Raw genomic sequence first — 25,943 nt, forward strand, 5'->3', positions numbered from 1 at the left:
ATTACTTCACCGCAACCACGAGAGGAACACTCTTGGCATCGAAAACATGCTCGTTGCCGACGATTTTCTCTTTGAGACGCTCCATTTGCTCCGACATGGTCTCGTAAAGGCGTTTGTCGTCTCTCGTCGCGTTATCTCGTTCGGCGCGAACTTTCGCATAGTGTAGCCGATTAGAGTGGAAGACGTTCCAGTAGTTACGTCGCTCCGAACGATCTCGTCCTGCAGTATGGTAATTTTGCAGATCCAGCCAGACGTCGGTTGGTGGAGGCGAGAGACGCTTCATGTGGGTCGGGAGTCGTCGACCGTGTGTTCGATCACTACTGCCGGGAATTTCATCGGTAATATCGACAATCCAGTCCATATCCTCATCAGGTGGATAATGCAGGTGCTGTCCGTCGTCACAGCTTCGTATTGCCATGGTACCGTCCTCCCGAACGTGCTCCCAGAGAAGGGACAGTACAGCTTCTTGATTGGCAATATGGTGGAAGAGATAGCTTACGAAGACGACGTCAAACGTACCGAGGTCCGCTTCGTCGATGTTGTTGACGTCCAACCAACGGTATTGGATATTCTCCGCTGGATAGCTCTCCTTGGCAATCTTCAGTACTTCCTGAGCGTCATCGATCGCTACAACCTTAAACCGGTCATCGTCGCCAAATCGGGACTGTGTCACGGTCCCGTATCCGCATCCCGCGTCAAGGACACGATAGGGTTGTTCAATACCACTGCACTGGAGATGCTCGGCGATTTGATTGAGATTGCGGTCGTCTTGCTCTCGATGTACCTCTGCTGAGAGCTGGAGGCGGTCGTGGTCGACTTCTGGGTCATATTCACTTGGCCCTTCGTCTTCTTCGAAGGTTCGTGAAACAGATTCTGATGAGAGCAGCTGATCCATTACTCGCGCCAGTGCGTTTTCCAAGCGTTCTTCGTACTCTTCGTCGTCAGCATAAGTAAAATAGCCCGCTTCACGACACTCATCTCTGAATTCTTGCAATCGTTCGTACTCTTCGGCGTCTAGCCGATTAGTTGGGATATCGCGTTCCGAGAACCCGATCATCGCTGGAATGTCGTCGTCAATTGCGAGTTCTCTTACGACATCAGCAAGGTTCGTACCGCTCGCTGTCTCATCAGCTTTAGTCCAGAACGACCCCAATACGATATCGACGTCTTCTGCGAGATCCGCTCGATCCGTATCGACATGTCTGGCATCAATTGGTCCTAGATGGATGTTTTGTTGTCGTCCAACTGCAGTATTCCAGTTTAGAAGAACACTTTTAGCAAGCCGTCGTTCTTCTAGTAGCTCAGAGGGCATAACCAGCAGTACTCGGTATACAGTAGACTCGACTGGCATCGATATTCTCTAGTCCAAATCCCGGGATAAAATGCGTACCGACTCATATATCCGAAGGATCAAAATCCTCTAACTGCTGACGTTCGTCGTCCGTCAAATCGCCAGCTAAATAGCGTTTACCTGTGGCTGTGATTCGGTAGTAGCCACGGTCGTCATCAGTCCGATCAATAAGTCCAGCAGCATTCAGCACTCGCACTCGATTCCAGACGGTACCTTCAGCTAGATCCATGTTGACCGCAATAACGGTAGGCGGAACCTCATAGTTTTCAAGCGAATGGCCATCGAGAAATTCGAGAATATCCAGGTCGCTCATTCGCAACCATGCGATTCGCGCTCTCATAGGAGTAGCAAGTACTCCGTTATTGGATAGCATTGGCTAAAAACCCCTGCAAAGCCATTTTCACTATTTGCTTGCTCATTAGTATATGCTCATTCGAAATAGGGCATATCCAAACAATTTATTGCAGATGCCTACGTGGTGGAGGATGTGAGCCAATTCAACGTCGCACCTGGTGGGTGTAGACAGAATCAACAAACGCCATCAAACAGGTGCGCTGAGGCGCGGCTCACTGGTGTTCTATGTCGGTGCGGAGATCGACTTCCCAACCTGAATGGAAACCAGCCATTCAGAATCCGTCGAACCCGCACAGGACACCTCTAGCGCTACCGAATCCCGGTCACGAATCCATAGTGAATTCAAGACCGGACTCCTAAGACAATGCACCAGAGCAATCACACTCTCACGTCGAACACATGTAAAGCTACCGCGAAGGCGTCCTCTCGTCGAACCGACGTCGACCGCAGTCGGATAGACGAATTCGCCGCGGAGAGACAGAAGCGTAGAAGCACGACTGAGAGTTGCACGCCCGGTGGATGGATATATTCTGAACATCGTGAATACTACTGGAGTAGACAGACCATTGATCAGATCGCGCCATCTGCTATTCCTTCAATAGCAATTATCCAGCAGCAAGTATACGATCGTCGCTATCACGGTGGTAGGAGGCGGCGATGAGTGACGATCGAGTAACAGCATCGGCGTTTTGCTGGTCAAAGTATGCCACCCGATTTGGCTGGAGAGGGACAATGCTATTTGAGAGTTCCAAGCGGGCCCAACACGGGCAGTGGAGCGCTGCACAAGAAACCATCACTGTGGACGGTGAGGGCGAATGAGTGCTCTCACCTTTGTATCGCGCTCTATAGTTTATCAGTGTGATAGCAAACAATCACTCATCGTCAAGCGCAGCCTCTCGTCGGTCTTTGTCGATGAGAGCCTGCTGAACTTGGTGACGCAGCGATGCGCCGCTGGGATCGTAGGGAAAGTCGTCGACAGTCTCCTGGACGACGATAGCGAGCCGCATCGCTTCTTTGATCTCCTCGGAGCGCGACCCCGCGTGGTTTGGGCCGCATTCGAGAGTGTCGTCGAAGCGCTCCAAGACATCGTCGCGTTCGCCGATCCAGACGCCGATAGTCTGGCCGCTGTCGTCTGCCATGCGCCGAGTGAGACCTGCAAGGACCTAAAGTCCTGCGAGAGGGTTCAAACGATAGATGGTACACCGCTGCGCGAACAGGTAAGAGTTGGACAGGAATTCGCTCGCGAACAGCGCCGCCGTGGCTTTGGCGGATCGGGTTGTGTCGACTGTGGTGTCGTTCCGGCTTCCGCGTGGGAGATGATCGGCACGGCTGTCGCGCGCCTGCGACTGTGTTCGGAGTGTCGGATATACCGTGAGATCGCTGAGCGCAGGGAGTCCGTCAATGAGTAATGCACGCACGCGCCCGCGACAACCGGGCGACATCCGCTGTCCCGAATGCGACGCCGTCGTCGAGGATCGTGACGAGTTGGCCGACCACCTGACCGAGGTCCACGACGCCTTTGACTGGCTCATGAAGGGACGGCCCGTGGGGTTTAAGGAGGCGGGCGGCCAGTGAATCGTGACTCGGTGGTTCGGTCCGGGATCGAAAATCCGGTCCGGACCTGCAAGCCTTGCAGCCAATCCTTGCAGGAACGCCCGCACCCACCTGCAAGGACGCGCGAGAACCGCCATACTGCGTGGGGTTTTCGTTATACCACATTGCTCGATAAGAACGCTTATAGAGTAAGGGAGAACGTTGATTGGGAAGGAGGTCGTTCAGCCGGCGATGAGCGAGAGCGACACCGAACGAACGGTCGTCAAGACGTACGTTCCAGCCTACCAGAAAGAGCGGTGGCGCGAGCACGCAGACGAACTGGCGATGAGCCAGAGCGAGTTCGTGCGGTCGATGATACAGGCCGGCCGACGCGACTTCACCATCGATGACGACGAACCCGGGCAAGAGGGTGCTGAAGACGAAACCCCGGGGGTAGACGGCCTCGAAGGCCGGGTGCTCGGCGTTCTCGACGACGGCTACTGTTCGTGGGACGGACTCGTCGAAGCGCTCACCGACGACATCGAGGAGCGGCTCGAAACCGTTCTTCAACAACTGCAGCGGAAGAACCGCATCCAGTACAGCGGCCGCCACGGCGGGTACACTATCGAGGACGATAATGGCCGCTGAGGCGACCGACGACGCGATTGCCTACTTCGTCGAGGATCTCGAATACCACGGCCGCTCGGAACGAACGCGCGAGGCCTACGAACGGGTGCTCCGCCGGTTCGAGGCGTTTCTCGAAAGTCCTCGCTGCCCTAGCGAGGATGCGCTCGCACCTGCCGAGGCTGGCCAGCGCGAGTGTATGGCGTGGGTTCACTCGCTTCGGGACACACACAGTCGAAGCACGGTGGCGACCTACGCCTCCTACCTGCATCGGTTCTATGCCTACATGATGCAGGTCGAGGCGTTCGAGTCGAACCCGATGGTGCTCGTCGTCGAGGAAATGGACGAAACCATCGAGAAGGATCCTCAACGGCGGGAAATCTCGTTGGCGACCATGCGCGAGTTCGTCGGGGAAATCCATCATCCGCTCGATCGGGCGGTGATCGTGCTGTTGCTGAAGACGGGGATGCGCGTCGGCGAACTCTGTAATCTCGACCTGCGGGACCTCACTCTCGACGACAAAGACCTCGAATCGGCGTATTCGCTTGGTACCCGCGGCCAGTTGAGCGGGCGGCCCGACTCGATATACGTCGCCAGCGACGTGGACCGCGGTGCCGTCGTCAACGGCGAGGAACGCCACGCGGCGAACAAACGACGGCGCGCGACGGTCGTTCCGGTCGATACGGAGCTTCGTCTAACGCTCCGTCGGTGGCTCGCCATCCGTCCGGATGCAGTGTCGACCGCGGAACCGCTGTTTCTCAGCACGCGAGACGACTGGGGCGAACGCCTCACGCCACCGATGGTGCGCTCGCTCGTGACGAAACACGCCCGCTCGATGGGTTGGTATCGTTCGGGCGGCGATGCGGCCGAAAACGTCACACCTCACTACTTCCGGCATTTCTTCACGACCCATCTCCGCGACCGCACCGGGGACCGCGGCATCGTGAAGTACCTCCGGGGCGACGTCGCCGACGACATCATCGACACCTACACCCACAACTGGGGCGATCGTGTCCGCGAACTCTATCTGAAAAATATCTACAGTCTGATGTAGTCCCGATACAGCTGTTGTATACCAAACCCATAAACCGCAAGTGACTATATAGATATGGGGTCGGCCGAGGGAGTCATGGACGTCCCGGAACGACTCGGCACGCGCCTCGGCAGTCAAAACACTCGATAGAACAGCCGGATCGTCCCAATCGCACGATTGAGGTTCATATCCGAAGCAGTGGTGCACGTTTAGCTGACTGTTCGCGTCATCGAGCGGTAACCACTACGAGCGCCGGCGTCCACACCGCCGTTCCATCCGTTGAGACGACTTGAGCGAAATCGACCGAACCACCGAATCCAAAGGCACTATCCGTTGGCACCCGTCTCGATCGCTACATATGTGGAGGCGATACGAATGGCAGACACGTGCTATCTGATCAGTGACCTCCACATCGGGGGCGACGAGCAACTCACACAGGTCGACTTCCTCGACGAACTCCTTGTGTTCCTCCGGGATCTCGAAGAGAGCGACGAGGACGCCGAACTCGTCATCAACGGCGATGCGTTCGGTCTGTGGGAGTTCACGGAGATCGAGGGCCCGGAGAAGTTCGACGCGCTCCTCGATCGGTACCCCGAACTGTTCGAACAGCTCCGGGCGACCGGGAAACGGGTTCCCATCACGCTCATCCCGGGCAACCACGATTACGAGCTCGCGGCACACACGGAATACGTCGATCGACTGGCGGAGTACAACGTCGATCTCGAACAGGAGATCGCCATCACCCGCGACATCGGGGAGCACACGATCCACATCGAACACGGCATGCAGGAGGACCCGAGCAACCGGATACCGGATTTCGGGAACCCGTACGCGAACCCGCCGGGCTATTTCGTGAATAGGCACATCACGAGTCGGGCCGGCCGCCTCTCGGGGCGCGGGAAGTACAACTGGCTCAAAGACATCCAGGCCGTGACACCTATGACCCAGATCCCGGACTGGCTGGTCTCGAACTACTTCTACCGCGAGATGAGTGGCTGGCTCAGATACGCCTCGGTACCCTTCCTCCTCCTGTTCAACCTGAGTCTCGTCTACGTCGGCATCTACGCGCTGGACGCACTCGGCATCTGGTCGCTCCCGATGACGGTCGTGAGGGATGTGCTGGATCTGTTCGGGCCGGTGGGGACGCTGATAGACATCGTTTTCGCCGCCAACGTCGTGTTCATCGTTCTTCTAATTCTCGTTTCCATCCCGTTGTACGTCTTCTTCAGAGACATTCGCAAGACACTCCGGCGGTTCGGGCTCGGTCGAAGGGACGGTGACGAGCGTGATCCGACCGCGAAGTACAACGACCGGGCCCGCGAAGTCTTCGCCGAGAACCCGGACGTCGCAGTGTTCCTCTACGGTCACACCCACCGAGCCTCGGTCACGGAGATCGACGACCGGCTCGTGATCAATACGGGCACGTGGCTGAAGCGCCTCCGGCGGGTTGATCCCGTTCTCGGTATCTTCCCGCCGGTTTTCTACTCGTCGTATCGACTCAGCTACGTCCGATTGACGGGAGCGGATGACGGGAGCGTCGTCGTGGATTGCAATATCGTCGATAAGCCAGACCCCGGTGACGAGACGTTGCTCGAACGGCTGATCACCCGCACACCGAAACCGTACGAGGGGTTCCCGGTCCACGAAAGAGTCGATCCGGACGACCGAACCGGACCCGAATCGGGCGCTCCGTCCTCGAACACTCGCTAGGAGCAATGAGTCGGCGACCGAAATCGGGAATATGAATCACGTGCCATTCCTCGATTCTGTACCGATATTGTCTCGTATTCGATTTTTAATAGTATTTGAGAGGGGTTTCCGGCCGGATAGTGCCCTTCGAACTATATGACCGTACGGCGTAGTGTGTCACATGGCCTATGAGACCGTCGTAGTGGATGAAACCGAGCACGTCGGGACGATCACGCTGGACCGTCCCGAGGCGATGAACACGTTCAGCACGGCACTTGCACAGGATCTGGACAGTGCCCTCAGGGACCTCGACGAGAACGACGAGGTTCGAGCCATCATCGTCGCCGGTGCCGGGGACGCGTTCTCGGCGGGGATCGATCTCACCGAACACGGGGAGTTCGACAGCCAGCGCGAGTACAGAAAGTGGGTCGGGCAAATGGAAGCGCCGTTTTTGACGCTCAAAAACATGTCTACACCCGTGATAGCGGCGGCCCACGGCCACGCTGCCGCCAACGGGATCGGGCTGGTGGCCGCCTGCGACCTCGCAGTCCTCGCCGAGGGGACCATGCTCGGCGCGACCGCTCCCAAGGTGGGGCTGTTCTGCATGGGACCAGCCGTCCCGTTGATGGGGTCGCTCACCCAGAAGCGCTGTCTCGAACTGCTCTTGACCGGCGAGCTCATCGACGCCGAGACGGCTCTCGACTGGGGACTGGTCAATCGTGTCGTTCCCGAAGAGAACCTCGAAGACGCGGCGCGGACGCTCGCCGAATCGATGACCCAAAAGAGTCCGGTTGCCGTCCAGATGGGCAAGGAAGCCTATTACGTGATGAACGATCTGGACTACGAGACGGCGCTCGAATACTCCAACGAGCAGTTCGCGACACTGTGTACGACCGGCGACGCGAACGAGGGTATCGACGCGTTCCTCAGTGGCCGTGAACCCGAGTGGCCGGGAGAATAACGCACAGGAGAGTGTCGTACAGCGGTTCTCGTACCCGTTCTCCACCCTCTATCGCTCCCGCCCACACGTGGGTCGGTCGGTGTCGAGTCAGTCGTGCGCTGCGACGACCTCCCGCACGACAACCCATCGAACGGAGACGCACCCCCCGAACAGCGGGTGGGGGTGTGCTCGTTGCTATCATCGGATTGAGGTGAGGAAGCCAGTAACGAACGAGATAGTTGAACAGAGGAGCAATCGAGAGCATCGTCACCACGGCTGCTCATCGACGTCGTTCTTCCCTATCGTGACGCACCACTTAGCGTCTCATCGATGAGTTTTCGTTCGGCCTTTCGGAGATGTTCGAGAAACGTCGCGTGTGTGATGTCGAGTTCGCTGGCCAGTGTCTCGGCATCGGCACGTCGGGGCCAGTCGAAGTAGCCCGCTTCGTTGGCGAGGACGATGACTTCCAATTGACGGGCCGATAGCAACCGAGTGGGGCCACCAAGCGGTTGGAGGCGTCCGAGGTGAACGTCGCCCAACTCTCGTAGTTCCTCGATCATCCGTTTGAGTTCCTCACGACTGAAGGCAACGACATCGAACGTACGGTGTGTTCCATTGAATCGATTTATCTTCTGGAACATGCCGTGATTCGCCCGGATGATCGGGAGGACTCCGGAGGAGCGTTTGGTGATGACCAACTGCGAGTCCGGCACGTATCGTACGTCTTGGACTGCATCGCTCTCCCGGAGGACGGCGGCGATGGCGTCGCGATGCTCGCCAGCGTCCATGACGAATCGAATGTTCTCGTTGTCGATACTCTCGAAGTAGTAGATAGAAAAGGCTCCGTTGGCGATCTCGCTCAACTCGCTGAGCACGTGGTCGCTGTCCAAGTTAATGTGAATGGTAGCTGTGAACATGGCTCTCGAAACGACGAGGATAGGGTTTTCGCCAGTATCAATGAAGCGGTTTTCGCTGTATTACGACCCCCTGTGCTCTTCGATCGAATCTCGGAGTGGAGAGACCGCGACCGGGAGGTGGGTCGGTCGCATCCGTCCCCGTCAACGGTCTCACGACCATCGGTTACGGGGACTCGAACGCAAAACCGTGAGCACTGGTGGATTTGCTGACTATCCCTCGCCAAGGTGTTTGCGTGCGAGCGTGAGTGCTTCGGCCAGCCCGAGCGGACCGTGATCGGCCAGCGCGTCGATGTATGCAGCCACCGCCTCGTCGGTCGTCTCGACGTCCGCCCTGTCGAGTAGTTTTCGTGCGCCGCTCGTCCCCGTCGAGGCACCGAAGACGAGACGTCGTTCGGCCCCGAAACGTGTCGGGTCGTACGCTTCCATCGTTGCGGGATCGCTGAGCATCGCCGTGGTGTGGATTGCGGATTCGTGTTCAGTGACTGTACCCCCAAGCACTGCTCGGCGGTCATCCCAATCTTCGCCCAGTGTCTCTAACACACGCCGGCAGGTGGGAACGAGTTCCGATTCCGTGATGCCGAACCCAAGTTCGTAGTCGACACCGGCGGCAACGACGACCGATTCGAGAGGACTGTTGCCCGCCCGCTCACCGAGACCAGCGACACTCACATCGGCTTTCCCTACACCGGCATCAGCCGCAGCGAGAACGTTTGCGGTTGCACAGTCGAGGTCATCGTGGAAATGAACGCCGATGCGACCCAGATCGAGATGCTCGCCGAGCGTGTCGAGGTACTTCCGAACAGTCCGTGGTGTCCGTGCGCCAACGGTGTCCGCGAGCGTGAGGAAGGGGATCGTCGGAATAGCCCCGTCAACCGCGAGAATCACCTCCGGATCCGTCCTGAACGCATCGGCCAGCGTAACGTGTACCTCCGCTCCACGGTCGTGGGCGTACTCGACTGCAGTCCCCAACATGGCGTGCATCTCTTCGCGGGATTTGCCCAGTAAGTGTTCCAGATGGCGGTCGGACACCGAGACGAACAGTTCGACGATATCGATGTCGGTATCGACGACGGCGTCGATGTCACCTTCGAGCGCTCGAGCAAGACCGATGAGTTGCCCGTCGGTCGTCCCCGCAAGTTCCGAGAGAACACGTCTGTCTTTCGTCCCCGTCACCGGAAACCCCGCCTGTATGTAGTCGAGACCGAGGTCATCGAGCGCTCGCGCGGACTCGATTTTTTCATCTATGCCGAAGTCACGGTTCGGGAGCTGGTCTCCCTCTCGAAGGGTGACGTCTGAGAGCTTCATCTAAATGATATCCTCCGCTTCAAGACTTGCGAGTTCCTCCTCGGAGAAGCCGAGTTCACCGCGGTAGATGGTCTCGTTGTGCTCGCCGTGCTGTGGACCAAGGAATTCCACTTCGCCGGGTGTTCGCGAAAATTTCGGAATCGGAGCAAACGTCTTGAGCGAACCAACATCCGGATCGTCGACCTCGACGAAGTCCCCTCGTGCCCGGAACTGCTCGTCCTCGAAGATGTCCTCCATGTCGTAGACCGGACCGACGATGGCATCATGCGATTCGAGGATCTCGATCGCTTCCTCGGTCGTGTGTCGGCGCGTCCACGACGCTATTTCTTCGTCGAGCGCCTCGACGTGTTCGATACGACTCCCGTTGTCTTCGAATCGGGGATCCTCAATGAGTTCGGGCTTCTCGATAGCGTGAGCAACCCGCTCGAAGATCTTCTGGTTGGAAGCCGACATGGTCATGTAGCCATCGGCAGTCTCGTAGATGTTTCGTGGGGCGGTGCTGGAGTGACGATTGCCGTTTCGCTCGGAGACGTATTCCATGCGGTCGTACGCCTCGACTTCGCCGAAGAAGAGCCGCCAGAGCGGTTCGGTGAGCGAGACATCGATAACCTGTCCCTTTCCACTCCCACCCCGTCCCAGATCACGCTCGTAGATCGCCATCATCGTCGCTTGGAGCGCAAACTGGGCGGCCGTCAGATCGGCCAGACTGATGGGTGGAAGCAGCGGTTCGCTGTCAGCGAAGCCGTTGGCGTGTGCCCATCCGGAGATCCCCTCGGCAACGGTCCCGAATCCGGGCTTCTCGGCTTTCGGTCCGGTCTGGCCGTATCCTGATAATCGGACCATGATGGCCCGCTCGTTGACTTCGTGGATGTCGTCAGGGCCCAGACCCCACCGCTCCATCGTTCCCGGACGGAAGTTCTCACAGACGACATCGGCATCCTCGATCAGTTCGAGGGCGATGCCGCGGCCGCGGTCCGCTCCGAGGTCAAGCGTGATACACCGCTTGTTCCGGCCAAGGGATTTCCAGGCCAGAGAGATGCCGTCCTCGGTTTTCTGTGGCCACTCTCGGATCGGATCACCGACCTTCGGATGTTCAACCATCACCACGTCAGCACCGAAATCAGCCATCATCGTGGTTGCAAAGGCACCGCTGATCATTCCCGACATATCGATGACGCGCATACCATCCAGCGGTCCCTGACGTTCCCGTGCTGTCATGCTAGCTCCCCCCACACTTCTGCGTGCGGCCGAAAAGCCGTTGTTCCGACCAGTGTCGGTCGTTTATACGAGAGTGGCAGTCCTTCGACAATTTTTCGGATTGGTTATTTGTCAAATCTTTCCTCCAGCAGTTCCACGATTCCTTCAGTTTCGACGACGTCCCCGTATTTGGCGTCGATATCGAAGAGATTGGCTTTGTGTGGGCCATCAGCACGGTCACCGACGGCGTCGGCAGGAACGATAGTTCGGTAGCCATGTTGGAGGCTATCGACGGCCGTCGCGCGGATGCAGCCACTCGTGGTGACGCCGGCGAGAACGAGTGTATCGACACTGTGTGTGGTCAGTTCGGTTTCGAGGTCAGTACCGAAGAACGCGCTGGCGTACTTTTTAACGATGACTCGTTCATCGTCGATAGGAGCGATGCAGTCGTCGATGGCAACCGATTCGGTACCGAGTCGGAGCTCTCGGAGTGCGGGTACTTTCTCGATGAATTGTCCGGCATCGCCATACGATTCCTCAAACGCGATCGTCGTGAAATACCGTGGAAGGTCACGTTCACGGAACACTTCGAGGAGGGTCTTGGTCCGGTCGAGCACACCCTCAACGTCCGATCCGAGATCGGTCTTCGGGTCGGTGAAGGCGTTGATGAGATCGATGATGATGAGTGCGGGTCGCTCACCCATCCCGACCTCGGCACCGAAATCGTGTTCCGAGTACAGCTGCTCGGTTTCGCCGATCCAGTCCATTTCTATCGGTCCTCGTAGTGGGGGCGAACGGTTTCTAAATCCATGATTCAGTCGCTACGTTGGTCGAACGCACGGCGTTCTTGGGCGATTTGAGCTTCGAGGTCGTCGTATTCCGGCAGCGGTCCGTAGTCGAACTGCTCCGGAGCGTCCCGATGCCGACGAAGTTCCTCACGTTTGGTCTCGGTGGCCGCTTCGTCGACAGTACCGTCTTCAGCGAGGACGACGCCGTATTCGCTTTCGGCGGCGTCCACGGAGACGAGACCTCGGCGAACTTCCTGTGCGACGAGATCGGAATCGCGCTCCAGTGGATCACCGAGGCCGCCACCACCGGCCGTACTGAAGACGAGCTTGTCGCCTGCCTGCACGGGAACGTTTTCGGCCTTCGAGGGGAGTTCCTCTTCGCTACCGTCGACTCGAACGAGTCGCTTTTCGCTCGTTCCACCATGTGTGCCGCCATCGACGCCCCACGGGTAGGTGTGGGCGCGGTCGTCCTGAAAGGTGACTGCACCGTCTTCTTCGAAGGTATAGACCTTCCTGATCCCGTGTCCACCACGGTGACGGCCCGCGCCGCCGGTGTCCGCTCGGGCGCTGTATTCGTCGATAGTCAGCGGGTAGTACGCCTCCTGATACTCGGCGGGCACCGTTCGGAACAGTGGCCACCACGAGTGTCCATCGAGACCATCGCCACCCGGCCGAGCCGGGATACCGCCGTAGAGGATTTCGAGCATCTGGAATTGGTTGCCGTCGGAATCGACGCCGGCGTAGACGAGGTTGGGCGAGGTTCCGTAGCTCCCGGCAACCGAGAAGTCATCGATGAGCTTCGAGAAGGTAGCTTGGAGCACGTCGAACTGCCGTGCCATCAGCGGCAAGCGATTACCCAACGGGGCCGGGAACTCGGGCTGTACGACCGTTCCCGTCGGAAGATTCACTTCGAAGAGGTCGTAGTAGCCGTCGTTGAACGTCAACAACGGGTCGAACGCCATGATGAGGAAGACGCCGGTGAACATCTTGAACATCTTCTCGTTCAGGAGGAAGTTGACGGTTCCCGGAACCTGAGCGTCGGTCCCCTCCCAATCGAGGTGGACGGTATCACCCTCACGGTAGATTTCGAGATGGAGTTTGATCGGACCGTTGCCCATCCCGTCGTCGTCGACGTAGTCCTCAAAGGTGTGCCGTTCATCCTCGGGAACGAACTCATGGATGAGATCAAGCATGCCGTCACGCGTCCGGTCAAGGATCGCATCACATCCTTCCTCGTAGGTCGCTTTGCCGAACCGGTCACACAGTTCCTGGACGCGCTCCTCACCGGCTGCCGTCCCGGCCGCGAGCGCCTTGATGTCGGCCTCGGCGTGGTCGGGCAGGCGCGTGTTGTGGGCGAAGGTTTCGATCAGTTCCTCGTCTAACTCACCACCTTTGTAGAGTTTGACCGGCGGGAGACGCATCCCTTCCTCGAAGATGGAAGTGGCCTGAACGGGCATACTGCCGGGGGTCTTTCCGCCGACATCCATCAGATTCCCCCACTGGCTGGCGAATCCGACGCGCTCGCCCTCGTAGAAGATGGGGCGAAGCAAGAGCATATCCGGGGTGTGTGACATCGCGCCGGCACACATGTAGGGATCGTTGGTGGCAATAACGTCACCGTCTTCGAGGTCGTCCCACCCGAAACTCGCGTTCTCGATGATGGTCTCGATTGCGGAGCCGAACTGGCCGATGATCATCCGTCCGTCCCTGTCTGCAACGAGGGGGAACTGGTCGGACTGTTCGCGGATGACGGGGCTAATGGCGGTCGTCTCGAGAACGCGGTCCATCTCGTAGCGGGTGTTCTCTAGGGTGCTCTCGATGATGTCAAGCGTCGTCGCGTCGATATCGTGTTCGCCGACGAATTCGGGAGTTTCAGTGCTCATCGGTCCTCTCCTCGGTTGATTTCGATGTTGGCATAGCGGTCGATAATTGCGGTGTGGTCCGGTTGAACGACCATCGTCGAGTCGTCGTCGATGACGATCGCAGGGCCGTGGATCTCGTTGCCAGGCTGTAGCTCCGTGCGATTATACAACGGTGTTTCGTGGTACGCACCGTCGAAGTACACGTCGTTCGTCCCCACCTCGGCCGCGCTCGGATCAGTACCTCCGAGATCGTGTTCGTCGATCGTGACGCCCTGAAGCGTGCCCTTGCCGATAACGCGGAGGGTGGCGATTTCGAGAGGGGCGTCGAGCGAGAACCCGAACTGCTTGTCGTGACGGGCCTCGAAGTCGGCTTTGATCTCCTCTAGTCCCTCCTCGCTTTGCAGATTTTCGATATCGACAGGGATCGACATCTGGATGTCCTGGCGGAAGTACCGACAGTCCGCGTAGTACTCGAAGGCGTGATTCGTCTCGTCGACGTCTTCTGAGTCGAGCCAGTCGGTTGCTTCCTCGCGCAGCGTCATGAGCTTTCCATACACGTCCTCACCGTCGACATCGCGGTCGGTTTCGAGGTACGTTTCGGAAAACTCGTTCTGTACATCCGAGGTCAGAAAGCCGAACGCCGACATGACTCCCGGTCCTGGCGGGATAACAAGCGGGTAGGCCCCCATTACGTCGGCGAGGGCGTTCGCATGCATCGGACCCGCACCGCCGAAGGCGACGAGACCGAATTCGCGCGGGTCGTAGCCGCGTTCGACGGAAACAACCCGCAATGCACTGTGCATGTTCTCGTTGACGATATCGAGAATCGCCTGTGCGGCCTCCTCGATGGAACTTCCGCGCTCGTCGGCGATTCCGGCGATGGCTTCGCGAGCCGCCGCGTGGTCGAGGTCCATCTTCCCGCCGAGCTGAACCGCTGGCGGGATACGCCCGAGGACGACGTTGGCGTCGGTCACTGTCGGCTCGTCACCCCCCTGTCCGTAGCAGGCCGGGCCGGGGTCGGCACCGGAACTTTCGGGGCCGACTTGCAGCGAGCCGCTGAGTTGCACGCGGGCGATGGAACCCCCTCCGGCACCGACTGTATTGACATCGACCGAGCGTGACGTGAACTCCCGGTAACCGACCTTCGTCCGCCGGGTGGTTCCGGGTGTTCCCTCCTCGACGAGCGAGACATCCGTCGAAGTGCCACCCATATCCAGGGTCAGTACATCGGGAACACCCTTCTGTTCGGCAATCGTCGCCGCGCCAACGACGCCGCCACTCGGCCCCGAGAGCGCGAGTTCGACGGGACGACCCCTCGCCGCCGCGGAACTCATCAACCCACCGTCGGAGCGAACGACGTTCATCGTCGCCATCGACCCGGCTTCTTCGAGAGATGCATCGAGACCGTCGAGGTATTCGATAACCTGCGGACGGGCGTAATCGTTGATAACCGTGGTCAGTGTCCGCTCGTATTCGCCGTATTCGGGGACGATTTCTGAGGAAATCGATACTGGAAGCTCCGGCGCTTCCTCGTTGGCTATCTCTCGAATCCGTTGTTCGTGTACCGGGTTGAGATACGAATTGAGCAACGCAACCGAAAGGGAATCGACCCCGGAAGCCTGTAGCTCTCGGATCGCTGCTCTGACTTCCGACTCATCGAGCGGTTCGTCGACGACTCCTTCCGGCGAGGCAATGGTTCCCGAAATCCCGCGCGTGTCCACGAGGTCGGCAAGCGGTTCGGGCTTTTCCATACCGATCCATCCATAAAGAGGTCCCGGGGTCCACGCTCGCGCGAGATGAAGAATCTCCTCGTGTCCTGTCGACGTGAGTAGACCGACGCGTGAACCACTTTCTTCGAGTAACATGTTCGTTACGACAGTCGTACCGTGAAAGATCAACGCCAAGTCGGCAACCGAAGTGTCCGCCTTGTCCACGGCTTCTTTGATTCCGGCGAGCACGCCCTCGGACGGGTTCGCCGCTGTCGACAACACCTTGTCTATCGTGAGTTCGTGAGTGTTCTCGTCGAACACGATCACGTCGGTGAACGTTCCGCCAACGTCCACCCCGAGATTGTATGCCATGTAAACCCACAACAGTAATCACAGTTACAACTCCTAAGCGTTCACCCTACACCTGTTGGGTGTTTTTATACTCGCGGATGGATCGGTACATCCTGTTTGAGGATTGACCAAGAGTGCTGGACACGCAACGCCCGCGACAAGCGCTCAACGACCGCACGCCAGTAGAGGAGAACAACGTGACAACGTCGACTTATCGAACGCTTAGTCGATGGTCGTTTTGGGCCGATGGCGATGATCCGTGGCTTGTTCGAACGAGTAGCCGATCTCGAGGAGTGACGGTTCGTCGAACGGTTTGCCGAGGATTTCCATCCCGACTGGCAATCCATCAGCAGTGACCCCCGCTGGGACGGACATTGCACTGCACAGAGACGGGGGCGATGATCGTGTTCGTCGCGAAGGTCATCGTCTGATATTTTTCCTTCACGGATTTCACCCTCCTTCGGTGGCACGGCCTAGACATCCGGGAAGACGATCGCATCGAGGTCGTGGCTAGCAAACACATGCAAGACATCCATCTGGAATGCGTGCTACGATTTCGCATTCTCGCTATTGGTGGCCGGCTCCAAGCCAATCAGCCGTCGCAGTGAAAGACGAACCACGAGTACCTGCATCGACTACTTGTCCAGTCCCCCACCCATTTTTGCCGACGTAGGCGCGAGTGTTTTCCGTGCTCGTTATTGAGAACGTGACCGTCGTCGACGCGAACGGTGCCCAAGATGGTCCGCTCGTCGTCGAGAACGGTCGGGTCGAAAGCATTGGAACCGCTCCGAAAGACCCGGACGAGGTCCTCGACGGTCATGGCGGCGTAGTCGCCCCAGGACTGATCGACTCGCATGTTCACATTTCGATGGACGGACGGCCGGACACCGCGACACTGACCTCGCAGTCACCCTCGACGCTTGCCTACCGTGCGGCCGCAAACCTAGAACGGACCGTTCGTGCAGGCGTAACGACGGTTCGTGATCTCGGATCACCGGGAACGCTCGGACCGGACACGAGAGATGCGGTTGCCGAGGGCATCGTCGAAGGTCCGCGGGTCGTTCCTTGTGGCTCACCGGTCGTCGTCACTGGCGGCCACGGCCACTGGTTTGGGCGGGAGGCCGATGGGGCAGCCGAAGTCCGAAAGGCCGTCAGAGAGCAACTGAAAGACGGTGCCGAGGTCATCAAAACGATGGCGAGCGGTGGCGTGCTCACCGAAGGGGCGGAGATCGGCGGCCACGAAATGTCACCTGAGGAGCTTGGGACACTCGTGAGTACGGCAAACGCGAAAGGCCGGCCGACCGCGGCTCATTGTCACAGCACCGAAAGCATCGCCAACGCGACAGCGGCTGGAATCGACAGCGTCGAACATGGTACCTTCATGGACGACGCGACCGCGGAGGCGATGGCCACGTCGGGAACGTACTGGGTGCCGACGGCCTCGGCCCTCCACGGCATCGTCGAGAACGGCACCGACGACGGGATCCCCGACTGGGCGGTCACGAAAGCACGGGAAGCGACCGATGCCTTCGACGACGCATGGACTCACGCGCTCAACCACGACGTTCCGATCGCCATGGGCACCGACGCCGGCACGCCGTTCAACCATCATGGTGACGCCGCACACGAACTCGAACTGATGGTCGAGTACGGGCTGAGTCCCACCCGCGCGTTCGAGGCGGCGACGGTGAACGCTGCAGAGCTTCTCGGACTCGATCGAGTGGGGAAACTCGAATCCGGCTATCGCGCCGATTGCGTCGTCCTCGATAGCGATCCACGGGAAAGCGAGAGCGCGTATCGCAGCCCACGAGCAGTCATTGCGGACGGGACTGTCGTTCGGTAGACGACTCGTAATACCGTCCGTGTCGTCTGTCACCACGTTCGCTCTGCATTCGCATGAAGAACCGTGATTTCCCCGATTTATCGAGACTAATCGTGGACGAACATCCGTCGAGGAAGTCTCGACGGGACAGTGCCGAGAAGTCGGAGAATCAAACGATCGGACTGTGATATTTATCATAATTCCTGAAACCCGAATACGCCCCGATACGTTTTGGAGTCGAATGGGGTTTCTATCGCTGCAACGAACCAATATCTCCGCAGACCAATAATATATTAAACATTAACTATAATACCTGCCGTGTCGAATGTGGCCATGTACCATGCCAGAAACGGTGTTCGAGGTCGATGTCGACGAAGGTCCAGAGGATCAGCCCGATCCGATCGTCAATCGGTGGCATCCAGACGTACCACCCGCTGCAAGCGTGGAACCGGGAGATACGTTTCGCATCGAGCATCTCGACTGGACGGGTGGTCAGGTAAACAACGACGATAGTGCAAACGACATGCGGGACATGGCTCTCGATCCGAATCACCATCTGAGCGGCCCAATCGAAGTCAAGGGTGCCGAACCCGGTGACATCTTGGTGGTCGACATCCTCGATCTCGGTCCGTTCCAAGACCACGAATGGGGCTTTACCGGAATCTTCGACTTGGAGAACGGAGGCGGGTTCCTCACGGATCACTTCCCGGAGGCGCGAAAGACCATCTGGGACCTCGATGGTGCCTACACATCGTCTAGACATATCGATGATGTCCGATTCCCCGGTCTCTCCCACCCGGGGATTATGGGTACTGCACCATCTCACGAACTCCTCGAAGAGTGGAACGAGCGAGAGCAGGCGCTCATCGACCGTGGTCCGGAGCACGAAACGGCTGTGAATCACGAGACTCGTGAGGATGAGCCACCACTCGCGCTTCCACCGGAGCCGAACGATGTCATGTTGGGGGACCTGGACGAGGACGAAGTCGACGAGGCGGCGGAGAAAGCTGCCCGAACCATCCCACCGCGGGAAAACGGGGGCAACTGTGATATCAAGAACCTCAGCCGCGGATCGCGGGTGTACCTCCCGGTGTTCGTCGAGGGAGCGAACCTCGTCACTGGTGACCTACACTTCTCACAGGGAGATGGTGAGATCACGTTCTGTGGAGCGATCGAGATGGCTGGATTCCTCGATCTCCAGGTCGATGTCATCAAGAACGGTGTCGAAAAGATGGGAACCGACTACGCGATGTTCAAGCCGGGGTATCAAGACCCCGACTTCTCGGATTACGTGGTCTTCGAGGGCTACTCTGTCGACGAAGACGGTACCCAACACTACAAGAACGCCAACATTGGCATGCGCCGTGCCTGCCTCGATGCTATCGACTACCTAACCAACTTCGGATACACGCGTGAGCAGGGCTACTTCCTGCTCAATGCCATTCCAATTGAAACCAGAATCGCCGGTATCGTCGATCTCCCCAATACATGCGTCACGGTGTCGGTACCGAACGAGTGTTTCGACATCGATATCGACCCGGATACACTCAGGGATGGGACCAACGGCGCGGATCGCGGTGACGTAGCCAAACCCTCGTGAGGAAATCACTCTCTATGGGATAGTTCTCCGTAACATCAATTTTCGTCCACAAGAGCACAGCGAGGATGAAGAAGGTTTTCCGCCAAGATATCCACAACTATCAGGAACGAACACGATTCATATCACGGTTCTCGTGGCTTCTGCACATGCCAAAGACGTTGATGAACATTCCAGTTCCCGGTTTGGAGGTTCTGTGAGATGGTGTACTCGTTGTCTTGTGCATCGATCATCGTCACAGAATAACGTTCGGTCTCGACCACTTCTAGAGGTTCGTCTCGACCGTTGAATAGCAGTAGATCACCAACAGACACGTCACCGAGACGGTCTGTAAGCGCTCTCTCCGAGAGCGGTTCACGGTCGGCCGTATCTGTCGAATCGTTCGAGTCCATATAGATCTCCGGTATCAGGTCGTAGTGTGAGACCGAGTATGTTGTTTTCGATCAATGTCCCCAACCAGCAGGGAAATCAACGCCTAGAGATTCGTCGCCCTCGCCGATTCACGAGGGAGACCGTCCTAACGAGTAGGTTCGTGTCCATTCGTTTAGTGGCCGATCGACCACGGATAGCCGCCCGTATCAGTGTGGAGGGTATTGGAATCGTGTTCTTCGTGGTGCTCGTCAGTATCGGTGTCTGGTGCTGCCGCAATGATATCGTCGATTCGGACGAGCATAGTCGCAGCTTCGTAAGCGGTCGTGACAGCACGCTGTTTGACCGCCAGCGGTTCCAGTACGCCTGTAGCGATCATGTCCCCGATCTCGCCATTCAGTACATCGAGTCCGGCAGTCACGTTGCCCTCGTGTTGTCGGTGACGAACGTCAATGAGAGCATCGATCGGATCCATTCCCGCATTCTGCGCGAGCATTCGGGGGAGCGCTTCGAGCGCGTCGCCAAACGCCTCGATCGCCAGTTGTTCGCGTTTGCCAATTCCCTCGGCATGCTTTCGAAGGTCTTCGGCGAGCATGACTTCGACCGCGCCTCCCCCAGGGAGCACCTCCCGTGTTTCGATAGCCAGTTTGAGTATGTTGAGGCAGTTGTCGAGAACCCTCTTCATCTCTTCGTTGATGTGTTTCGTCCCCCCACGAAGGAGGATTGAAACCTGCTTCGAGTCGCTACAGTCCGCGACAATCGCCAACTCCTGATTACCAATCGATCGACGCTCGACAAGTCCAGCCTGACCAGTGTCCGTTGAGGTGAGTTGGTCTACCGTGCCCACGTACTGTGCACCAGTCGCCCGTCCCAATTTAATCAATTCGTCCTTCCGTGTCCGTTCAACGCAAAGGATATCTTCGCGAGCGAGGAGATACCTGATCGGATCATCGATACTCTTCTGACAGAATACAACATCGGCACCTGCGTCGGCGATCGTTGCGACGTATCTCTCATAAACTTCGTCCTCGTAGTCGAGAAATGCTTGACGCTGCTCTGGAGTGTCAAAATTGACGGTACCGAGACCATCCACTGTTTCGATGGTCAACTGATCGTCGACGAGAGCGATCGTGGCGTCTTCAATTTGCCGCGGAAACTCCGTTTCCGGCGCTACCACCGATGTCGAGGAACTTTCTAAGTCGATTGCAAGCCCATCGATGACCTCTGAGTCACGATAACCACCACCGGCTACGGCTTGGCGTGTAATGTTGCGACGGTCAATAGTCTCGTCGTGCTCGATTGCCTGTACTGTCTCGACGGCCAGTTCGGCAAGGAACTGTGCGTCAGTGCCTTCCCATTTTCCTGTGATGACCGTGTGAACGACATCTTGGAGACGGTTTGTATCATGGGGATCGATTTCGATCGTCTCCTTCTGTAATATCTCGAGCGCTCGCTCGGCAGCCAGTCGATAGCCATCAGCGATAGTAGTGGGATGGAGGCCTTGCTCAAGGAGAGCGTCCGCAGCTCTGAGTAGTTCGCTTGTGAGAATCACCGCGGTCGTAGTTCCATCCTTCGTCGAATCGGCCTGGGTTTCGGCGACTTCTGCCACTATGCTGGCTGCAGGATGTTCGATCGCTATCCGATCCAGAATACTCGCTCCATCGTTCGTGACTACTACTTTCCCATCGGTGGTGATCAACATTTTGTCGCTTCCACGTGGTCCGAGAGTGGTTCGGACTATTTCGGCAAGAGCCTTCGCTGCGGAGAAATTAGCATCTTGGGCATCCCGTCCTTGGAGACGCTCGGTAGTCTCGTTTACGGCTGGACGCAACTGCTGTATGTTACTACCCACCATGCTTGTGTTACGAAGAACATGATGGCATCCTACAAAAACGTATCTCATGGTCGTATTGCCTGATTCGTACAGGAACAGCTAGGTGACACCAGATCAGATATTCCGAGTGTCGAACTACTCGATCGAATCTACGAGACCGATCTCATATCTCACAACAGTGAGCGAGGATATGGGCAGGTAATGTTTAACACGTTGGTCCGACTATTCATGATGGACAATATGTCTACGGATTCACTGCCCGAGATCAACGACTGCGTAGATCTCTACCTACACGCTTGGCATCAATTCGGAGAGCAACGGTTCAACGTAGAGCAATTGATCGAGCCGCTTACCGAGCGAGAAACCCGATTTCTCGAGGAGCGAAAAGAGACTCGAGGCCAATTAGACCTACTAGTCGATTATGGGATAGTAAGCCAAAACGATGAGCAATACGAGATCCGATGTGGACCAGAAGAGGATCTTTCGACGTGGCGTGACCGAGTCGAGTCACCAGAGGCGATCTACCAGCTAGTTCAGCAGGCTAGACGACGAAACCGCGAATCGGGGACCGATTCGCTTGAGGTTCTCGAATACGAGGACGAATCGTTCGTAAGCCTCTCTACCGATGAAACCACGGACAAATCGGACATAGTCACGTTAGTGGCTGACAAAATAGATCGATCGCCGGTACCCGATGGAATTGTTATCCGCTCACCGGCCGATCAAATCGGACACATTCAGCAGGTGGCCGACGAATTATGCGACGCCAAAGCAATGACTGAGACTAACCTTCCCTGTCACTTCGAAAAGGTTGCCTCGAATGTTAGGGGAGAACATAAAGACGACCTCGAATACCACCTATACCTTCGTTCGGTGACCGAATCGTTTGTATGACACGATTTTCTGTATCACTTGCCGAGTGGCTGACCAGAAAAAGGTTAGTTCCAAGATCGATCACTAGGCTCCGATTTGGATTAATACAGTTGTACTCTGTCCGCTACTCAGGATTTATCGAGGTAGACGATATCATACTACGTGATGTCTCGAATTCAACCGCTTGAACCCGGTGAAACATCTGATGAAGAGGTACAGCAACGGTTGACTGCTGCTGAACACGGATGGTATGGCGACGCTGGATTCTTCGGTGCAATGGCACACGCTCCGGTAATATTCACACACCTGTACGACACACTCGGCGCGTTTCCGTCGAATGAGCAGATCACGGCAGAGCTTCTCGAACTAATGCGGCTTCGTATTGCTACGGTCCATGAGTGCGCATACTGTGCGACCGTTCGCACACTCAATGTCCGCAACGAGGTCGCTGGTCGCGAAGATGCGGTCCTCGGTGACGAAATCAACTCGAAGCAGTTGAGCTACGAAGAGGAGCTCGCAGTTACTCTCGCAGATCATCTGGCGTCGGACCCACATCGGATTACTGACGAACTCGTAGATACGCTTCGAGAAACGTTTAGCGAAGCAGATACTATCGAATTACTGTTGTTCGCTTCGTTGGAAGTAGGCTTGGATCGCTTTTGTATTGCGCTCGAACTCGACACGACCGACGCGAGCTCTTATCTAAGTAACCTTGACTATCCTCACGAATCATAATCAGTAGCTTTTCACTGTTGAAATCGAGTAATTATGGGAAAGCTATAATATGCTATAGGTGGTTGGTAGACGTTGACAATCATGGTCGAAGTCCCGAGGTGCAAAGTCCATGTCGCTGTATAGCGTACTCGGTATGGGGCTCCTCTTTGTCGGCGGCGTTCTCATAGTCAACGGGATCTGGCTGCTCGGACGAGGTGACGATTCAGACGTTGCTATTTTCAATCTTCTTACAGGACTCCTCACGTTCTTGATCGTACTCTGGTGGGGGTTTGGTGGCGACGCGTCAGAAGGTACCCCATTCAATGCAGCAGGAACGATGCTTTTTTCGTTCACCTATCTCTGGCTGGGAGCAAACGCATACAGAGGTATCGAAGATCAACGATCGTTCGGTTGGTACTGTGCGTTCGTTGCCGTCGTTGCAGTTCCGACTGGATTCATCGTCTTCCAGACGGGTGACCTCGGGCTAGCTATCCTGTGGTGGATTTGGGCGATACTCTGGGCAACATTTTTTGTTCTACTAGGGATAGAGCGTACTGAATATACCGAGTCTATCGGAGGATTCACAGCAGTCGTTGGCGTGTTGACTGGTGCTGCTGGCTACTTGATGGCAGCTGGTTTCTGGCCCTGGGCCTGACCACCGATCGGCCATCATTCGGGCGCTCAACCCTCAGCTCTGCCTGATGACGATCAACATATAAAAAATATTCCACAACAATTAAGTCACCATGAATGGATATACTCTTGCGGTTTCATGACCAGAGGTAACAATGCCCGAAACAAGATTCGAAGTCGACGTCGACAGTGAACCGGACGAGCAACCAGGATCGAACCCATTCAATCGATGGCACCCGGACATACCAGCAACCGTCGAGGCCGATCCGGGCGAAACCATGCGTCTTGAGGCACTCGACTGGACTGGAGGACAGATCCGGGACAACGACAACGCAAACGAAGTCCGGGATGTAGACCTCACACAGGTGCACTATCTGGCAGGGCCAGTGCACATAAACGGTGCCGAACCCGGTGACCTCTTGAAGGTAGAATTCCTCGATATGGGGCCTCTCAACGAGCGCTCGGAATTCGGCTTTGCGGGAACCTTCTCACAACAAAACGGTGGTGGGTTCCTCACCGACCATTTCCCGAGGGCTGCAAAATCGATCTGGGATCTTGATGGCTATACCGTCTCGTCACGGCATGTTCCCGATGTCCGCTACCAGGGAAAGATCCATCCAGGACTGGCTGGGTGTGCGCCAAGCCAAGAACTCCTCGAAGAGTGGAACGAACGCGAGCAAGAATTGGTCGACAAACACCGAGAGGACCCGGAGTCGATTCACAACCATCCGACTGGTGAAAAGGAGCCCCCGGTTGCGAACCTTCCCACCAGTGAAGGCGCGCTAATGGGAGAGATGGACTCTGAAGAAGCCGAAAAGGCCGCCGAAGAAGCAGCCAGAACGGTCCCCCCACGCGAACACGGAGGGAATCACGATATCAAAGACCTCTCGATCGGATCGACGGTCTACTTCCCAGTATATGTTGATGGTGGGAAATTTGGTGTCGGTGACTTCCATGCCTCACAGGGCGATGGTGAGATCAATTTCTGCGGTGCAATCGAGATGGCAGCGTACATCGACCTCAAGTTCGACCTCGTCAAAGATGGCATGGACAAGCATGGTATCGACCATCCGATATTCGAACCAGGGAATCGTGGACCGGCGTTCGAGGATTACGTGACGTTCTGTGGATATTCAGTCACCGAAGACGGGGATCAGCACTACATCGATCCACACGTGTCTTACCGGCGTGCGTGTCTTCAGGCGATCGACTACCTGAAGAAATTCGGCTACACGGGCCAGCAAGCGCTCCATATCCTGGGAACGGTTCCTGTGGAAGGGCGTCACAGTGGCGTTGTAGACGTACCGAACGCTTGCTCAACACTTGCTCTACCGAAGGGTGCGTTCGACTTCGATATCTCCCCGGAGAGCTTCGGTAACGACAAAGATCGCGGTGATCTCAGTATTACGGACGATCCACTTACGTGAGATCTGTCCCGTACTTTCGGCAGACTGTACCACCAACACGGCCGCGAAACGACGAGTAGCCGATCGAACATCTTTCAGAAATCCCGAGCTTCGAGGCTTCGATCTCGGAAGTTGGCTCCGAGCGAGTGCTGTCTCTGAGAGTGAGATGACGAAGTTCCAGTCATCGATCGATTTCTCGTCATGCCGGTTTCTATCACTATCTCGTGGGACTGGTGTTTGGTCTTCGAGTTCCCAGTGAACGGTAACTTCCGCCTTCGTACCAATTCTGGGTGGTTATCGAATATTATAGTATTCGACGATGAGGCACTTGGAATGTGCGAGCGCTGTCGACCCGATAGCGTGTGGAACTGTGCTTGTTTAAGCGGCCCTGGCGAGTATTCGCTTTCGGCCCTTCAAGGTCGGCTTCGCGCGGCAATCTTCCGCTTTCCGGCGCTACGTGTACGTCTGGGCATCGTCAACCGCGAGAAGGCCGACGAGGCGTTCGACCTCGCCGTGCCGGTGGATGATCGGCGGCGGCATGCGTACCGTTTTGCGCGCGAGCCATCAGCCTCGTTTCACGCTTCGTTGGAGTCGGCGAGATCGAGAGCGCGAATTCCTCCGCCAAGCAGCCACTCTGGATCGCACTCACGATTTCTGTGCCGCTCACGCTCGTCACGTGGGATTTCGCCGAAGGGATAGTTGGCCCGCTGGCCGACGATCCTGAACGATTCGGCCGGATGAGTATTGTGTATATTATGGTAATTTCGATCTCATTTCGCTTCTGGAGTATGATCGACACACGGGTACTACAGGGCGGGTGATACTCGAACACCGATCTATGTCCGGCGGGCACTATCCCGACCAACCTCGGGTTGAACGCCATGCTCGTTTTCGGATTCGGCCCGTCTCCACGCCTTGACGTTGCGGACGCGGCGTGGGGGACGACGATTGCGAACGTGCTCGCCGCGTACGCGTTCGCGGCCATCATGCTCTCGGGAGCGTATTCCGTGCGGTTTCCACTGGTCGGCCGTCAGTAGGATAC

The 25,943-nt window shown here is 57.1% G+C and carries 24 protein-coding genes; 13 read left to right on the top strand and 11 right to left on the bottom strand.

The features are described 5' to 3' along the window. Position 1: 1 nt before the first annotated feature. The 3 genes from ACP97_RS16120 to ACP97_RS16130 form a co-directional block, all read right to left on the bottom strand. Positions 2–1,312: a class I SAM-dependent methyltransferase gene (locus tag ACP97_RS16120; RefSeq protein ID WP_161782641.1), complete on the bottom strand. Its 1,311-nt coding sequence runs from the start codon at positions 1,310–1,312 to the stop codon at positions 2–4. Positions 1,313–1,394: 82 nt separating this feature from the next. Beyond that, a complete protein-coding gene (locus ACP97_RS16125) occupies positions 1,395–1,664 on the bottom strand; it encodes a helix-turn-helix domain-containing protein (RefSeq protein WP_049998866.1) in 270 nt (89 codons plus the stop codon). A 913-nt stretch (positions 1,665–2,577) separates the two neighbouring features. Continuing rightward, positions 2,578–2,844: a hypothetical protein gene (locus ACP97_RS16130; protein ID WP_049998867.1), complete on the bottom strand. Its 267-nt coding sequence runs from the start codon at positions 2,842–2,844 to the stop codon at positions 2,578–2,580. A 262-nt stretch (positions 2,845–3,106) separates the two neighbouring features. Here ACP97_RS16130 and ACP97_RS20555 point away from each other — a divergent pair, with 262 nt between their 5' ends. The 5 genes from ACP97_RS20555 (at position 3,107) to ACP97_RS16150 (ending at position 7,545) form a co-directional block, all read left to right on the top strand. Then, the gene (locus ACP97_RS20555) at positions 3,107–3,280 is read left to right on the top strand and encodes a hypothetical protein (RefSeq protein ID WP_154020056.1); all 174 of its coding nucleotides are present in this window, start codon (positions 3,107–3,109) and stop codon (positions 3,278–3,280) included. A 210-nt stretch (positions 3,281–3,490) separates the two neighbouring features. Further along, positions 3,491–3,886, top strand: coding sequence for a DUF5805 domain-containing protein (locus tag ACP97_RS16135; protein ID WP_049998868.1), 396 nt, complete (start codon positions 3,491–3,493; stop codon positions 3,884–3,886). Then, complete coding sequence (locus ACP97_RS16140; RefSeq protein WP_049998869.1) at positions 3,876–4,916, top strand: tyrosine-type recombinase/integrase; 1,041 nt, start codon at positions 3,876–3,878, stop codon at positions 4,914–4,916. The genes ACP97_RS16135 and ACP97_RS16140 overlap by 11 nt, the downstream gene beginning before the upstream one ends. A gap of 354 nt (positions 4,917–5,270) precedes the next feature. Further along, positions 5,271–6,605 carry a metallophosphoesterase gene (locus ACP97_RS16145; RefSeq protein ID WP_049998870.1) on the top strand — a complete coding sequence of 445 codons (1,335 nt, stop codon included), beginning with the start codon at positions 5,271–5,273 and terminating at the stop codon, positions 6,603–6,605. Positions 6,606–6,765: 160 nt separating this feature from the next. After that, a complete protein-coding gene (locus ACP97_RS16150; protein WP_049998871.1) occupies positions 6,766–7,545 on the top strand; it encodes an enoyl-CoA hydratase/isomerase family protein in 780 nt (259 codons plus the stop codon). A 278-nt stretch (positions 7,546–7,823) separates the two neighbouring features. Here ACP97_RS16150 and ACP97_RS16155 read toward each other — a convergent pair whose 3' ends face one another. The 7 genes from ACP97_RS16155 to ACP97_RS20560 form a co-directional block, all read right to left on the bottom strand. Next, on the bottom strand, positions 7,824–8,414 hold the full coding sequence (locus ACP97_RS16155; protein ID WP_237561219.1) for a helix-turn-helix domain-containing protein: 591 nt from the start codon (positions 8,412–8,414) through the stop codon (positions 7,824–7,826). 237 nt (positions 8,415–8,651) lie between these two features. After that, positions 8,652–9,746, bottom strand: coding sequence for a LeuA family protein (locus ACP97_RS16160; RefSeq protein ID WP_049998873.1), 1,095 nt, complete (start codon positions 9,744–9,746; stop codon positions 8,652–8,654). After that, entirely contained in the window at positions 9,747–10,964 is a 1,218-nt protein-coding gene (locus tag ACP97_RS16165) for a CaiB/BaiF CoA transferase family protein (RefSeq protein WP_049998874.1), read from the bottom strand. 104 nt (positions 10,965–11,068) lie between these two features. Then, positions 11,069–11,710, bottom strand: coding sequence for an isochorismatase family protein (locus ACP97_RS16170; RefSeq protein ID WP_049998875.1), 642 nt, complete (start codon positions 11,708–11,710; stop codon positions 11,069–11,071). 47 nt (positions 11,711–11,757) lie between these two features. Further along, positions 11,758–13,614: a hydantoinase B/oxoprolinase family protein gene (locus ACP97_RS16175; RefSeq protein WP_049998876.1), complete on the bottom strand. Its 1,857-nt coding sequence runs from the start codon at positions 13,612–13,614 to the stop codon at positions 11,758–11,760. Next, entirely contained in the window at positions 13,611–15,674 is a 2,064-nt protein-coding gene (locus ACP97_RS16180) for a hydantoinase/oxoprolinase family protein (RefSeq protein ID WP_049998877.1), read from the bottom strand. Before ACP97_RS16180 ends, ACP97_RS16175 begins: the two co-directional genes overlap by 4 nt. A 201-nt stretch (positions 15,675–15,875) precedes the next feature. Then, positions 15,876–16,028: an amidase family protein gene (locus tag ACP97_RS20560; RefSeq protein ID WP_202593647.1), complete on the bottom strand. Its 153-nt coding sequence runs from the start codon at positions 16,026–16,028 to the stop codon at positions 15,876–15,878. Positions 16,029–16,341: 313 nt separating this feature from the next. Here ACP97_RS20560 and ACP97_RS16185 point away from each other — a divergent pair, with 313 nt between their 5' ends. Together ACP97_RS16185 and fmdA (ACP97_RS16190) are read left to right on the top strand one after the other, a co-directional pair. Continuing rightward, entirely contained in the window at positions 16,342–17,496 is a 1,155-nt protein-coding gene (locus ACP97_RS16185; protein WP_049998878.1) for a metal-dependent hydrolase family protein, read from the top strand. A gap of 319 nt (positions 17,497–17,815) precedes the next feature. Beyond that, positions 17,816–19,075, top strand: coding sequence for a formamidase (fmdA, locus tag ACP97_RS16190; protein WP_049998879.1), 1,260 nt, complete (start codon positions 17,816–17,818; stop codon positions 19,073–19,075). 541 nt (positions 19,076–19,616) lie between these two features. Here the strand turns inward: fmdA (ACP97_RS16190) and thsA are convergent. Next, a complete protein-coding gene (thsA, locus tag ACP97_RS16195; RefSeq protein ID WP_237561220.1) occupies positions 19,617–21,344 on the bottom strand; it encodes a thermosome subunit alpha in 1,728 nt (575 codons plus the stop codon). Between the two features lie 132 nt (positions 21,345–21,476). On the opposite strand from thsA, the gene ACP97_RS16200 reads away from it, so the two are divergent. The 6 genes from ACP97_RS16200 to ACP97_RS20085 all read left to right on the top strand — a co-directional run bounded on the left by ACP97_RS16200 (position 21,477) and on the right by ACP97_RS20085 (position 25,938). Further along, positions 21,477–22,169, top strand: a complete 693-nt coding sequence (locus ACP97_RS16200) for a hypothetical protein (protein ID WP_154020057.1) — start codon at positions 21,477–21,479, stop codon at positions 22,167–22,169. Between the two features lie 144 nt (positions 22,170–22,313). Continuing rightward, complete coding sequence (locus tag ACP97_RS16205) at positions 22,314–22,883, top strand: carboxymuconolactone decarboxylase family protein (RefSeq protein ID WP_049998882.1); 570 nt, start codon at positions 22,314–22,316, stop codon at positions 22,881–22,883. A 109-nt stretch (positions 22,884–22,992) separates the two neighbouring features. Then, the gene (locus ACP97_RS16210; protein ID WP_237561221.1) at positions 22,993–23,517 is read left to right on the top strand and encodes an AmiS/UreI family transporter; all 525 of its coding nucleotides are present in this window, start codon (positions 22,993–22,995) and stop codon (positions 23,515–23,517) included. 133 nt (positions 23,518–23,650) lie between these two features. Then, positions 23,651–24,922, top strand: coding sequence for a formamidase (gene fmdA, locus ACP97_RS16215; RefSeq protein WP_049998883.1), 1,272 nt, complete (start codon positions 23,651–23,653; stop codon positions 24,920–24,922). 542 nt (positions 24,923–25,464) lie between these two features. Continuing rightward, entirely contained in the window at positions 25,465–25,722 is a 258-nt protein-coding gene (locus ACP97_RS21315; protein WP_079977693.1) for an MATE family efflux transporter, read from the top strand. A 60-nt stretch (positions 25,723–25,782) separates the two neighbouring features. Further along, on the top strand, positions 25,783–25,938 hold the full coding sequence (locus ACP97_RS20085) for a hypothetical protein (protein ID WP_154020059.1): 156 nt from the start codon (positions 25,783–25,785) through the stop codon (positions 25,936–25,938). Positions 25,939–25,943 lie beyond the last annotated feature (5 nt).

Origin of the sequence: Halococcus sediminicola, assembly GCF_000755245.1 — an archaeon.
GTDB classification, from domain to species: domain Archaea; phylum Halobacteriota; class Halobacteria; order Halobacteriales; family Halococcaceae; genus Halococcus; species Halococcus sediminicola.

Coding starts and splice junctions, on each gene's coding strand:
- ACP97_RS16120 (WP_161782641.1), bottom strand. CDS start 1,312: ATGCCCTCTGAGCTACTAGAAGAACGACGGCTTGCTAAAAGTGTTCTT.
- ACP97_RS16125 (WP_049998866.1), bottom strand. CDS start 1,664: ATGAGCGACCTGGATATTCTCGAATTTCTCGATGGCCATTCGCTTGAA.
- ACP97_RS16130 (WP_049998867.1), bottom strand. CDS start 2,844: ATGGCAGACGACAGCGGCCAGACTATCGGCGTCTGGATCGGCGAACGC.
- ACP97_RS20555 (WP_154020056.1), top strand. CDS start 3,107: ATGAGTAATGCACGCACGCGCCCGCGACAACCGGGCGACATCCGCTGT.
- ACP97_RS16135 (WP_049998868.1), top strand. CDS start 3,491: ATGAGCGAGAGCGACACCGAACGAACGGTCGTCAAGACGTACGTTCCA.
- ACP97_RS16140 (WP_049998869.1), top strand. CDS start 3,876: ATGGCCGCTGAGGCGACCGACGACGCGATTGCCTACTTCGTCGAGGAT.
- ACP97_RS16145 (WP_049998870.1), top strand. CDS start 5,271: ATGGCAGACACGTGCTATCTGATCAGTGACCTCCACATCGGGGGCGAC.
- ACP97_RS16150 (WP_049998871.1), top strand. CDS start 6,766: ATGGCCTATGAGACCGTCGTAGTGGATGAAACCGAGCACGTCGGGACG.
- ACP97_RS16160 (WP_049998873.1), bottom strand. CDS start 9,746: ATGAAGCTCTCAGACGTCACCCTTCGAGAGGGAGACCAGCTCCCGAAC.
- ACP97_RS16165 (WP_049998874.1), bottom strand. CDS start 10,964: ATGACAGCACGGGAACGTCAGGGACCGCTGGATGGTATGCGCGTCATC.
- ACP97_RS16170 (WP_049998875.1), bottom strand. CDS start 11,710: ATGGACTGGATCGGCGAAACCGAGCAGCTGTACTCGGAACACGATTTC.
- ACP97_RS16175 (WP_049998876.1), bottom strand. CDS start 13,614: ATGAGCACTGAAACTCCCGAATTCGTCGGCGAACACGATATCGACGCG.
- ACP97_RS16180 (WP_049998877.1), bottom strand. CDS start 15,674: ATGGCATACAATCTCGGGGTGGACGTTGGCGGAACGTTCACCGACGTG.
- ACP97_RS20560 (WP_202593647.1), bottom strand. CDS start 16,028: ATGTCCGTCCCAGCGGGGGTCACTGCTGATGGATTGCCAGTCGGGATG.
- fmdA (WP_049998879.1), top strand. CDS start 17,816: ATGCCAGAAACGGTGTTCGAGGTCGATGTCGACGAAGGTCCAGAGGAT.
- thsA (WP_237561220.1), bottom strand. CDS start 21,344: ATGAGATACGTTTTTGTAGGATGCCATCATGTTCTTCGTAACACAAGC.
- ACP97_RS16200 (WP_154020057.1), top strand. CDS start 21,477: ATGTTTAACACGTTGGTCCGACTATTCATGATGGACAATATGTCTACG.
- ACP97_RS16205 (WP_049998882.1), top strand. CDS start 22,314: ATGTCTCGAATTCAACCGCTTGAACCCGGTGAAACATCTGATGAAGAG.
- ACP97_RS16210 (WP_237561221.1), top strand. CDS start 22,993: ATGTCGCTGTATAGCGTACTCGGTATGGGGCTCCTCTTTGTCGGCGGC.
- fmdA (WP_049998883.1), top strand. CDS start 23,651: ATGCCCGAAACAAGATTCGAAGTCGACGTCGACAGTGAACCGGACGAG.
- ACP97_RS20085 (WP_154020059.1), top strand. CDS start 25,783: ATGCTCGTTTTCGGATTCGGCCCGTCTCCACGCCTTGACGTTGCGGAC.